Annotated in this window: 6 protein-coding genes; all 6 read left to right on the top strand. The window is 37.7% G+C overall.

Annotated elements, in window-relative coordinates; translation table 11 throughout:
- Window positions 1-13: 13 nt before the first annotated feature.
- The 6 genes from RWO85_RS03430 to RWO85_RS03405 all read left to right on the top strand — a co-directional run bounded on the left by RWO85_RS03430 (window position 14) and on the right by RWO85_RS03405 (window position 13,434).
- Window positions 14-1,180 (top strand): AI-2E family transporter, encoded by a 1,167-nt coding sequence (locus tag RWO85_RS03430; protein WP_314414040.1) that lies wholly within the window; start codon window positions 14-16, stop codon window positions 1,178-1,180.
- Window positions 1,170-2,399, top strand: coding sequence for a tetratricopeptide repeat protein (locus tag RWO85_RS03425; RefSeq protein ID WP_314414038.1), 1,230 nt, complete (start codon window positions 1,170-1,172; stop codon window positions 2,397-2,399). Before RWO85_RS03430 ends, RWO85_RS03425 begins: the two co-directional genes overlap by 11 nt.
- A 145-nt stretch (window positions 2,400-2,544) precedes the next feature.
- Window positions 2,545-3,186, top strand: coding sequence for an amino acid ABC transporter permease (locus RWO85_RS03420; protein ID WP_033683846.1), 642 nt, complete (start codon window positions 2,545-2,547; stop codon window positions 3,184-3,186).
- Between the two features lie 9 nt (window positions 3,187-3,195).
- A complete protein-coding gene (locus tag RWO85_RS03415) occupies window positions 3,196-3,825 on the top strand; it encodes an amino acid ABC transporter ATP-binding protein (RefSeq protein WP_314414037.1) in 630 nt (209 codons plus the stop codon).
- A gap of 12 nt (window positions 3,826-3,837) precedes the next feature.
- Entirely contained in the window at window positions 3,838-4,674 is an 837-nt protein-coding gene (locus tag RWO85_RS03410) for an amino acid ABC transporter substrate-binding protein (RefSeq protein WP_033684239.1), read from the top strand.
- A 459-nt stretch (window positions 4,675-5,133) separates the two neighbouring features.
- Complete coding sequence (locus tag RWO85_RS03405; protein WP_314414035.1) at window positions 5,134-13,434, top strand: Rib/alpha-like domain-containing protein; 8,301 nt, start codon at window positions 5,134-5,136, stop codon at window positions 13,432-13,434.
- Window positions 13,435-13,542 lie beyond the last annotated feature (108 nt).

Raw genomic sequence — 13,542 nt, 5'->3', positions numbered from 1 at the left:
AAAGGAAGTATTTATGGAGCAAAAAGAGAAACATTTTAGCCTATCTTGGTTTTTCAAGTGGTTTTTGGATAACAAGGCCATTACGGTATTTTTGGTAACCTTATTATTGGGACTCAATCTTTTTATTTTAAGTAAGATTAGTTTTCTGTTTTCACCTGTTTTAGACTTTTTAGCAGTTGTGATGTTGCCAGTCATTCTATCTGGTTTACTATACTATTTACTGAATCCTATTGTTGATTGGTTGGAGAAGCATAAGGTTAATCGTGTCATCGCAATCAGTATTGTCTTTGTGATTATCGCCATCTTTATCATTTGGGGATTGGCAGTCGCTATTCCAAATCTGCAGCGTCAGGTCTTAACATTTGCAAGAAATGTACCAATCTATCTCGAAGATGCAGACAGAGTTATTAATGATTTGGTCACCAAGCGTTTGCCAGATGATTTCAGACCTCAATTAGAGCAAGTTTTGACCAATTTTTCTAGTCAGGCTACAGTTTGGGCAAGTAAGGTTTCATCTCAGGCAGTCAATTGGGTGAGCGCCTTTATTAGCGGGGCTTCTCAAGTGATTGTTGCCTTGATTATCGTTCCTTTCATGCTCTTTTATCTCTTGCGTGATGGGAAAGGCTTGCGTAACTATTTAACCCAATTCATGCCAACTAAATTGAAAGAACCTGTTGGACAAGTTCTATCAGACGTGAATCAACAGTTGTCTAACTATGTTCGGGGGCAAGTAACAGTAGCTATTATTGTAGCAGTAATGTTTATTATTTTCTTCAAGATTATCGGTTTACGCTATGCGGTTACGCTTGGTGTTACTGCTGGTATTTTAAATCTGGTTCCTTATCTTGGTAGTTTCTTGGCCATGCTTCCTGCCCTAGTATTGGGCTTGATTGCTGGGCCAGTCATGCTTTTAAAAGTGGTGATTGTCTTTATCGTAGAACAAACTATTGAAGGCCGTTTTGTTTCGCCACTGATTTTAGGAAGTCAATTAAACATCCATCCTATTAATGTTCTCTTTGTCTTGTTAACTTCAGGATCCATGTTTGGTATTTGGGGAGTCTTACTCGGTATTCCGGTTTATGCCTCTGCTAAGGTTGTCATTTCAGCCATTTTTGAATGGTATAAGGTAGTTAGTGGCCTATATGAACTAGAGGGAGAGGAAGTCAAGAGTGAACAATAGTCAGCAGATGTTACTGGCTTTGGAGGAACAAGATTTAACCAAGGCGGAGTACTATTTCGTCAAAGCTTTAGAAAATGATCCAAGTGAACTTCTTTATGAGTTAGCAACCTATCTAGAAGGAATTGGTTTTTATCCTCAGGCCAAGGAAATTTACCTGAAAATTGTAGAGGATTTTCCAGAGGTTCATCTTAATCTAGCAGCCATTGCTAGCGAAGATGGTCAAATCGAAGAAGCTTTTGCTTACCTAGAGGAAATCCAAGCTGACAGTGACTGGTATGTTTCTGCTTTGGCTCTGAAGGCAGACCTCTACCAGCTGGAAGGTTTGACGGATGTGGCTCGTGAGAAATTGTTAGAGGCCTTGACTTATTCAGATGACCCTCTCTTGATATTAGGATTGGCAGAGTTGGATAGTGAGTTGGAAAATTACCAAGAAGCTATTCAAGGCTATGCCCAGTTAGATAATCGCACGATATATGAGCAAACAGGCATTTCTACCTATCAACGGATTGGCTTTGCCTATGCTCAGTTAGGGAAATTTGAAACGGCCACAGAGTTTTTAGAAAAAGCCCTAGAGTTAGAATACGATGATCTAACAGCTTTTGAGTTGGCCAGTCTTTACTTTGATCAAGAAGAATACCAAAAGGCCGTCCTCTACTTTAAGCAGCTTGATACTATTTCTCCTGACTTTGAAGGATATGAGTATGGGTATAGTCAGGCCTTACATAAGGAACATCAAGTTGCAGAAGCCCTGCGTATCGCTAAGCAAGGCTTGGAGAAAAATCCTTTTGAAACAAGACTCTTGTTAGTAGCTTCACAATTCTCTTATGAATTGCATGATGCTAGTGGGGCAGAAAACTATCTCCTTACTGCAAAAGAAGACGCTGAGGATACGGAAGAAATCTTGCTTCGTTTGGCAACTATTTATCTAGAGCAGGAGCGTTATGAGGATATTCTAGACTTGCAGAGCGAAGAGCCAGAAAATCTTTTGACCAAGTGGATGATTGCTCGCTCTTATCAAGAAATGGACGATTTGGATACTGCCTATGAGCATTACCAAGAGTTAGCAGGAGATTTGAAGGACAATCCAGAGTTTTTGGAACACTATATTTATCTCTTGCGTGAATTGGGATATTTTGAAGAAGCAAAAGTCAAAGCCCAAACTTATTTAAAACTAGTTCCCGATGATGTGCAAATGCAAGAACTGTATGAAAGACTTTAGAATAAAATGATTTAAAGCTATATCTTATCAATTTTGAAAGATATAGTTTTTATTTTTGTTAACAATGTAATTTTTTTTATAAAAATAGTTGTAATTTAGTTTATGTATGTTATAATAGGAACAATTATTTTAAGGAGGTGTCAGTATGTCTTATTTGTTTGAGATATTACCGAGTTTATTGAGCGGTGCAAGCATGACTTTACAGGTTTTTGCACTGGTCTTGATTTTTTCTATTCCCTTGGGCATTTTGATTGCCTTTGCCTTGCAAGTCCATTGGAAGCCCCTCCATCATCTGATTAACATTTATATTTGGATTATGCGAGGCACACCCTTGCTCTTGCAATTGATCTTTATCTATTATGTGCTCCCAAGCATTGGGATCCGTTTGGATCGCCTTCCTGCGGCTATCATTGCCTTTGTTTTGAATTATGCTGCTTACTTTGCTGAAATCTTCCGTGGGGGGATTGATACCATCCCTAAAGGTCAATATGAGGCTGCTAAGGTCTTGAAGTTTAGTCCTTTTGACACAGTGCGCTATATTATCTTGCCTCAGGTGACCAAGATTGTTCTTCCTAGTGTCTTTAATGAAGTCATGAGTTTGGTCAAGGATACCTCTCTGGTCTATGCTCTAGGAATTTCAGACCTTATCTTGGCTAGTAGAACAGCTGCCAACCGTGATGCTAGCCTTGTTCCCATGTTCTTGGCAGGAGCCATTTATTTGATTTTGATTGGGATTGTGACAATCATTTCCAAAAAAGTTGAGAAGAAGTACAGTTATTATAGATAGGAGGCTGCCATGTTAGAATTACGAAATATCAATAAGAAATTCGGAGACAAACGAATCCTGTCTGATTTCAGTCTAAGTATTCCTGAAAAGCAAATCCTAGCTATTGTCGGGCCTTCTGGTGGAGGTAAGACAACCCTCTTACGTATGCTTGCAGGTCTTGAAACCATTGATTCAGGGCAAATCTTTTATAATGGACAACCTTTAGAATTGGATGAACTGGAGAAGCGGAATCTACTGGGATTTGTATTCCAAGATTTTCAACTGTTCCCTCATTTATCAGTTCTAGATAATTTGACCTTATCGCCTGTGAAAACAATGGGAATGAAGCAGGAAGAGGCTGAGAAGAAGGCGCGTGGACTCTTGGAACAGTTAGGTCTAGCAGGGCACGCAGAAGCCTATCCCTTCTCACTATCTGGTGGGCAAAAGCAGCGGGTAGCCTTGGCGCGTGCCATGATGATTGACCCAGAAATCATTGGTTACGATGAACCAACTTCTGCCCTTGATCCAGAGTTGCGCTTGGAAGTGGAAAAACTGATCCTGCAAAATAGGGAACTTGGGATGACGCAGATTGTCGTTACCCACGATTTACAGTTTGCGGAAAATATTGCAGATGTATTATTAAAAGTAGAACCTAAATAGGAGGAAAAAATGATGAAAAAATTGATGCTTATATTAGTCAGTCTAATGACTGCTTTGTTCTTAGTAGCTTGTGGGAAAAATGCTAGTGAAACTGGTGGAGATAATTGGTCTAAGTACGAGTCTAACAAGTCTATTACTATTGGATTTGATAGTACTTTTGTTCCAATGGGGTTTGCTCAGAAAAATGGTTCCTATGCAGGATTTGATATTGATTTAGCTACAGCTGTTTTTGAAAAATATGGAATTACGGTAAATTGGCAACCGATTGATTGGGATTTGAAAGAAGCTGAATTGACAAAAGGAACGATTGATCTGATTTGGAATGGCTATTCCGCTACAGACGAACGCCGTGAAAAGGTAGCATTCAGTAACTCATATATGAAGAATGAGCAGGTATTGGTGACTAAGAAATCTTCAGGTATCACGACTGCAAAGGATATGGCTGGAAAGACATTAGGAGCTCAAGCTGGTTCATCTGGTTATGAGGACTTTGAAGCAAATCCAGCGATTTTGAAGGATATTGTTGCTAATAATAAAGCGAATCAATACCAAACCTTTAATGAAGCCTTGATTGATTTGAAAAACGATCGAATTGATGGTCTATTAATTGATCGTGTCTATGCAAACTATTATTTAGAAGCAGAAGGCGTTTTAAACGATTATAATGTCTTTACAGTTGGACTAGAAACAGAAGATTTTGCGGTTGGAGCACGTAAGGAAGATACAACTCTGGTTAAAAAGATAAATGAAGGATTTTCTAATCTTTATAAGGATGGTAAGTTCCAAGAAATTAGCAAAAAATGGTTTGGAGAAGATGTAGCAACCAAAGAAGTGAAAGAAGGAAAATAAAATAGATAACAAGCCTAGTTTTTACATTTAAAACTGGGCTTTATTTTTTTATAGACTTTATTTTATAAAGCTAGAGTAACTTCTAAATTTTTTAGCTATTTTGGGCAGATCTTATGCATCTAGCTTAATTCTGTAATCCCTTATCTATTGCTAAAATTCAATGAAGAGGTGATAAAAATATCAGAAAATTCCTTTTTATAATTAAGTTATATGAATAATCAAACAATATATAAAATCTCTAAAGTAATATAATTTCTATTTTTGTAAGGGATTACTAGAAGACGGAGTTTGTGAAATTATTTTGGCGAGTATAGCTCAAAATGTTTGATTTATAGACATAAAAAGAGTATAATAAATTGTGACCCTTTAAAATATGCCTATATATTTTAGGGGGGGGGCTTTTTATTTAGCCTTCTTGAATATATTAACTGATAATTATCAGAAAAAAGGAGTAAGGGAATGTTTAAACCCAAAGGGCATCATGTTCGTCAATCACAAGTGGAGAAATTCACACGTTATAGTATCCGTAAGGTTAGTTTTGGTGCGGCTAGTGTGGCTGTAGCTACTGGATTGTTTTTCCTTGGTGGAGGAAGCGTCCAAGCGGCTGAACAACTAACTAATCCAGAGCCTACAGAAGTTCAAAATTCTCAAAATCTAACTGATAAGTCCTCGGAACCCTCTAAGGAAGTTGCTGGACAAGCATCTGCTACTGCTAAAGAGCCCGATGGACAAAATAATACTTCTGTAAAAGAGTCTACTACTGACAAACAAGCCAGTGAAGTTGAAACTCCAAAGGTAGTGACAGAAAAAGTTGCTATTAATACAGCATCGTTAGAAGATTTAGCTGCTAAAGCTGAAAGTCGATTAAGTCAATTAACCGAAGGTAAGAAAACAAAATCAGTCATTGATGATGCTAAAAATTTGGTTAATAAAGCAAAAGAACTTCTAAACGATGATACAAAAACACAGACAAAAGTAGATGCACTTGCTAAACAACTTTCAAGTAGCCTTGTCATTTTAAACAGTATCAAATCAGAAGCAACAGAAGAGAAAGTAAATAAAAACCAAGATCCTAGAAATGGTCAAGCTATCCCAAGTAATGGGGAAAGTGGGTTTAGAGCGGATACATCAGGTAATGGTGGTACAACAACTGTAACAAATGATGAGTTGACACCAACAACGCCAGCGCAACCAACTGCGAAAAATATTATAGGTAGTACAAGTGCAGTATCACGAGAAAACTTTACAGGTTGGGATACGTATAAAATGCCGTTTGGTGTCCAATCTGGATCAGGAACACTAGGGGTAGACTCAGCGGAACAAAAAGCGAATGCTGAAGGATTACAATTCAGAGTGTTTTCTGATCAAAGAGCAGGTACGCGTGTTACACCTGGACCATCTAACTTTACATTTGAGTTGCAACCAAGTGATGTCAAGGCACGTGTTGACTACGGATTGAAACTTCCTGCAGAAGAAGTACAAAAAATTATTGAAGAAGCTCCTCTTTGGCGTGGAAAATTGAAATATAATAATACAAGAATTCAAAGTTCAGCTGCTTCTACTTACTTTGGTGGTGGACCGTACGAATATTTATTATCAAGTATTTATAAACTTGGTTATGAACAAGGAATTGATAAAGTTTACGTCAAAGATGCAAGTAAACGTATTGAAGTAACAGAAGAAGCGAAAGCGGCAGGTTGGACTGTTTCTGATTTTACAGTATCAAATATGCCTGGGGGATTAGTATATGATAAACAATCGGATAGTATACAAGGGGTTGTAACGCATAGTAGTCCATTTAACTATCAAAAACTAGTGGCGACAGTTACTTTTACTAATACCAAAACTGGAAAAAATGTAAGAATTCCGTTAGATCTACATAGATACGGTGGTACAGCATGGAAAGATGGGACGCCACCTACGTTAGAAATTAACGATGCCGTTAAAGAAGGTAAAGTAGGAGAAGAACTTGTAGTACCAGTAGAATATAGAGATGCTGGAGCTTCCCATGCCGGTGCACCAAATGGTAGAAATATTCCTTATAGTTTAACGGATGAAAATGGAAATCCTCTTAACCGTACAGCAACGATTAGAGAAACTGTGGGACGTGCAATTCTTGGTGTTTCTGGAGTGAAAATTACTGGAACTACAGGGGCAGGCGCTAGTACTGTTACAGATTTAACAGGGGATGACACTAAAATTCCTGGTGTCGGTTTCACAATTGCCTCAAATGACATGACTGAACGAAATAAAAATGGATTTAAAGGGACACCGACTGAAGCAGGGATTTACCGTGTCTCAATTTATGCACGAGACTATAAAGAAACGAATGCGAATGAAGCATATGCACATGCTACCTTTAAAATTTCACCTGCAGTATCTGTGAAAAATGTACATGCATATGATAAAGAAGTACCAATTACAATTTCAAGAGGTGCTTCAGAAGCTACGATTACATTACCAGATGGCACAAATACAAAAGTTGTTGCAAAAGATGGGAAATGGGTTGTTACAGAAACTACAAATACAGCTGTAAATGTTAATGATGAAATCGGTACAGTTGGCGAAACTTTCAATCTAAAAGTACTTCCAACTGCAACAGCTAAAGCAGCTACGGATAATATTAAGGTAACTGCAAGTAGTGAAAATGTAACAGCAACATTTACAAGAGCAGAAGTAGCTTTAAAAACTAAACTTGGAGAAAATGTAACAGCAACCTTTAATAAATCAACAGGTCGTTGGGATTTACCAGCTGAAATCGCTGAGAAGAAAACAGTTAACAGCGATGGAACGACTACATGGTTAAAACGTGACCTATACGTTGATGTTGATAAAAATGGGGAAACAATATTCAATGTTTATGAATATACTCGTACCTTAAATGCAGAAGGAAAAGTAACAGCTGTTAGCGATCCTACTCGTACATTAACAACTTATAACAAAGAAAATGCTGCAAATAGTGCAGCGGAGTCAGCTAATGATGCGAATAAAGGAATGGTTGTAACGGTTAAATACGATAAAGGACTAAATAAATGGACTGCAGATGATAACTCAACTGTAACAGCAACGAAAACTGGAGATAAATGGACAATTTCTACTTCATCAGGATTCAATGGAACAGTTGATGCAGTTTATGCAGAAAGTTCAGATAAAGCGTCTGTATTAAATGATGCTCCGACAGTGCATTCGACTTCTTATACAACTGTAAAAGGTGCAACAGTAGATTTAGTAAAACAAAAATCAGCTACAGTAACGATTACAGATAGAGAAGATGATGCGACAACTGCTCCAACGAAGAAGGAAACAACAGTTACAAAAGTAACATTAACAGCTCCTTCAGGGAAGGTAACAGAATATACTAGTGTTTCAGATGCAGCAGCGGTGAAATTAACAGAAACAGGAGAGTACACTGTTAAAGTAGATGTAAAAGACAGTAATGGAAATAAAGTTACTGCAGATTCAGATACAGCAACAGGAACAAATGAAAATGACAATTCTGCGGTAGCTTCAACGACCTATGTGATTACAGTTAAAGATCAAGAAACAAATAAATTATATAAAGTAGAAGATGATACTGTTACGAATGACGAATTAAAAGCAAAAGTAACCCCTACAACTGTAGAGGGATTCACTCCAAGTAAAAATGATATTACGGATATTCCAACTACTACAGGTAAAGCTGGGCAAACATTGCCAACTCCTGCAACAGTTACGTACACAAAAGATACTGAAACAATTCAAGTAGAAACAAAAGTGGATGTTGTAGTCTTACCAAAAGTAACACCAACAGGAGTAACAGTACTAAAAGATAGTACTAACTTAGAAAATGTAGTAAAAGAAAAAGCGAAAGAAGCAGTTAAAGCAATTGCCACAGATAAAATTCCTACGGGAGTTACTGTATCGATTAAAGAAGTAAAAGCAGGAACTCTTCCAGGAACAACTACAATAGGTGACCAAACTCCAGCAAAAGTAGTAGTAGAATACAAAGATGCTAATAATAATGTTGTTGAAACTAGAGAAGTTGAAGTTCCAGTAACGGTGGTAGGATCTACAGTAAATAAAATTGTTAAGTTTGAAGATGATGAGCTAACAGATGAAGAAGTAAAAGCAGCTGTAACACCGGGAACAAATGGAACTAAAGGAGAACCGCTTTTAACAGCTAATATTACAGCTGAACCAGGTACGAAAGAAGTTGCCATTCCGGTAACATATAATAATGGTGAGTTATCGGAAAGAGTAGTAGTCCCAGTCGTAGTCTTACCAACAGCAATTGGTGAAGTAGAAGTACCAAAAGGTTCAACAGTAGATAAAGTAAAAGAAGTTACAAAAGCAAAAGCGACGGAAGTAGCAACATCAGCTGAATTCAAAGCAAAATTACCAGAAGGTTCTAAAGATGTAGTGGTTGGCGAAATTACAGAAAAAGTTTTAGCAACAATGACTGCAGAAAAAGGAACGAATAAAGGAATCGTTAAAGTTCCAGTAACTTACACAGTAGATGGAAAAACTTATACAAAAGATGCAGAAATTACAGTTAACGTATTAGGTTCAGAAGCAAAACCAGTTTACACGTTAGAAGGAACAAAACCAGAAGCTGAGAAAGTTAAGAACGCCGTAACACCAGGTAATGGAGGTACAGTTAACACTCCAACAGAAGCAGGATTACCAGAAACAACAGGTAAAGCAGGAGCAAAAGATGTAACTGCGACAACAACAGTCACATATCCAACAGGGGATGAGACTGTAAAAGTACCAGTAGAAGTATTACCAAAAGCAACACCAGAAAAAGTAATTACATTAAAAGATACAACTGGTGACAACCTAACAACAGCTGTAAAAGAAAAAGCACAAGCTGCACTAAGTAAACTAACATTACCAACAGGAGTTACAGCAGAACTAAATCCAAATCAAACATATTCTGTTCCAGCAACAGATTCTAATGGTGATAAAACTGCAGTACCAGTTAAGGTACAATATAAAGATGCTACAGGTACAGTAGTAGCGGAAGATACAATTAATGTACCAGTAACAGTAGTAAGCTCAACACCAAGTAAAATCGTGGTGTTTGAAGGAGAAACACCGACTGCTGAACAAGCAAAAACAGCCGTAACACCAGGAACAGATGGAACAAAAGGGGAACCAACAACATTACCAGAAACAACAGGTAAAGCAGGAGCGACTGATGTTAAAGTAGACGTACCAGTAACTTATGACAATGGTAAGTTAACAGAAACAGTAAGTGTTCCAGTAACAGTATTACCAAAACCAGAAGCTGATGAAATTCTAGTTGCTAAAAATAGTGACAAGGATAAAGCTAAAGAAAAAGTCCTTGCAAAAGCGAAAAAAGCAATTGAAGATTCAACATTTACAGGTAAATTACCACAAGGTGCAACCGTTACTATTGATGAAACAGCTACAGTAACAGTGCCAGACTTAACAGAAGATACGGAAGTTGATGTAACTGTTAAATATACTGTAGATAATCAAGAAAAAACTACAACGGTCAAAGTACCAGTTACAGTAGTTGAAGGGGTACCACAAATTGTACCTGTAAAAGAAAATAATGATGTTTTACCAAATCCAGAGAAAAGCATTGATAAAACAGATTATCCAAAAGGATTTACCTTTAGATACAAAACTCCAGAAGGACAAACAACTCCAATCGATGTAACAACACCTGGAGATAAGAATGTGGTTGTTGAAGTACTTGATCCACAAGGAAACACAATCGTTGAAGTACCAGCAACTGTACGTGTAGTAGGTAGCACACCTCAATTTGTGGTAGCAGATCCAACTAAGAAACAACCAGAGGCAAAAGACAGTATCACTCCAGGAGAATATCCAGAAGGAACAACATTTGAGTACAAGACACCGGTAGATACAACAACTTCAGGAGAAAAAGATGTAACTGTTGTAGCGAAGCTAAATGGGCAACCAATTGCAGAAGTTCCTGCAAAAGTAGTAGTTGTAGATCCTAAGACACAATACGTAGTAGCAGACCCAAGCAAACCACAACCAGATGCTTCTAAGAGTATTGATCCAGAACAATACCCTGATGGCACAACATTTGAGTACAAAACTCCAGTAGATACGACTACACCAGGAGAAAAAGATGTAGTTGTCGTTGCGAAAGATGGGGAAGATAAACTTGTAGAAGTACCAACAAAAGTGAAGGTTGTACAAGGAAATCCACAAATCGTCCCAGTAGATGAAGGTAAGAAACAACCATCACCTGAAGATAGTATTGATTCGAATGATTACCCAGAAGATGCAACATTTGAGTACAAAGAGGAAGTAGATACATCTACACCAGGCGATAAGAAAGTTACTGTTGTTGTGAAACAAGGGGATAAGGTATTGGTTGAAGTGCCATCTACAGTACGTGTAGTGGAAAGTTATCCTAAATATGTCCCAGTAGATCCAACTAAGAAACAACCAGATCCAAAAGAAAACATTAATCCAAATGATTTCCCAACTGGAACAACATTTGAATATAAAGATAACACTCCAGTAGATACAACAACTCCGGGCGAAAAAGATGTAACAGTTGTAGCGAAGTTAAATGGACAACCAATTACAGAAATTCCAGCTAAAATTGTTGTTGTAGAATCTAAGACACAATATGTCCCTGTGAATGCTGAAAATGATAAGAAACCAAAACCACAAGATAGCATTACACCATATGATTATCCAGAAGGTTCAACTTTTGAATACAAGACTCCAGAAGGGAAAACGGAATCATATGATGGGTCAACACCAGGCGAAAAAGACGTTACTGTAGTCGTGAAAGATTCAGATGGAGATAGACTTGTAGAAGTACCTGCGAAAATCAAAGTCGTTCAAGGTAAAGAACAACAAATTCCGGTAAATGCTGAAGGGGAGAATAAACCAAAACCTGAAGATAGTATCACACCAAGTGACTATCCAGAAGGTTCAACATTCGAATACAAAGTTCCAGAAGGACAAACAACTCCATATGATGGAACAACATCAGGTGATAAACCAGTTACAGTAGTTGTAAAAGATAAAGATGGAAAAGTGTTAGTAGAAGTTCCAGCTACTATTAAAGTAGTTGAAACAAAACCAACACCGATTGAAACACCAGTAACAAACACTCCTTTAACTGAAGGCGATTATACAAAAGGAATGAAGATTCCAGAAGGAGCAACTGTTAAGGTCGGCGATCTTCCAGATTTAACAACACCAGGTAAGAAGGATCCAGTAAAAGTAACGATTACATTACCAAACCGTAAATCTTATACTGTAGATGTTCCTGTAACAGTGACACCAGTTACACCAATTGAAACACCAGTCACAAAAGACAAACTGACTCCAGAGGATATCTTAAAACAAATTAAAGTCCCAGAAGGAGCAACTACTAAGGTTGAAAACATTCCAGACTTAACAACTCCAGGTAAGAAGGATCCTGTAAAAGTGACGATTACATTACCAAATGGAAAAGTTGTTACAGTAGAAGTACCAGTGAATGTCACACCTATTAAAGATATTGTTAAAAAACAAGGTGATCCAATTACTGCGGAGGATGTTGAAAATCATATTCCAAAAGGAGCAAAAGTTATCTCTATTGGAGATAAACCAACAACTGATGTACCAGGTGAAAGACCAAGTATTCCAGTTGTGATTGAATTACCAAATGGAATTCGAGTAACGATGGATATACCAGTCATCGTAACACCAACAGTAACACCAGTGGTAGTACCAGTAGGAACACCAGTTACGCCAGAAGATGTTCAGAAACATATTGAATTACCAAATGGATGGAAGGTAACAAAAGTAGGAGAAATCCCAACAACATCAACACCAGGAACAAAACCAGTCGTTCCAGTAGAGATTGAATTACCAGATGGTCGTAAGATTACTGTCGATGTACCAGTCATCGTTACGCCAACCGTAAGACAAATTGTTGTACCACAAGGAACTCCAATCACACCAGATGATGTGAAAGGACATATCGATCTTCCGAAAGAACCAGGATGGGAAATTGTCGAAGTTGGAGAAATTCCAACAACAATTCCAGCTGGAGTAAAACCAAGTGTTAAAGTGAAAATCAAAGTTCCAACTGGTGAGATTGTTGAAGTAGAAGTACCAATCATCGTAACACCGAAAGTAACTCCTATTGTAGTGGAAGTTGGAACTCCTATTACAGAAAATGATGTCAAGAAACGTATCGACTTACCAGAAGGTTGGGAAATTGTTGAAGTAGGAAAAATTCCAACAACTGAAACACCTGGAGCAAAACCAGTGGTTAAAGTGAAAGTAAAATTACCTGATGGTCGTATTATTACAGTGGAAGTTCCTGTAACAGTAACACCTAAATCACAAAATAGTGGAGGAATCATTGCTCAAAATGGCGGTTCAACTGTGCAGATTGTAACGGAATATCTTGATGAAAATGGTAACCGAATTACTTCAGATAAAGAAGGAAAACACAATCCAATAGAGCTGGAAGGATATGAATTTAGTCATTCAACAACGGATGCTAAAGGAAATACCCTACATCACTATAAGAAAGTGAAAAAACCAATCAATCAAGAGACTCCTACAAGTCCAGAAAAACCAGTAGCTACTCCAGTTCAGACAAGTTCTACAGATTCTAAACAAGTAGCTGAAACAACCGTATCCAATGATAAGAAGGAATTACCAAATACTGGTACAGAAGATAAGGCTGGTCTAGCTAGTCTTGGACTTCTTGGAATGTTGGGTGCATTCGGACTTGTAGCTCGTAAGAAAAAAGAAGACTAAGAAAGAAACTTCTTTTCTGAAGTCTGATAGAAAAATAGACTGAGGTGAAAACTTCGGCTCTTTGTCAACTGTAGTGGGTTGATGAAAAGCTAAGATCTAGAAAGGACA

The sequence above is a fragment of the uncultured Streptococcus sp. genome (genome assembly GCF_963521865.1).
GTDB lineage: Bacteria > Bacillota > Bacilli > Lactobacillales > Streptococcaceae > Streptococcus.
This window is presented reverse-complemented; position numbering and strand designations above follow the sequence as displayed.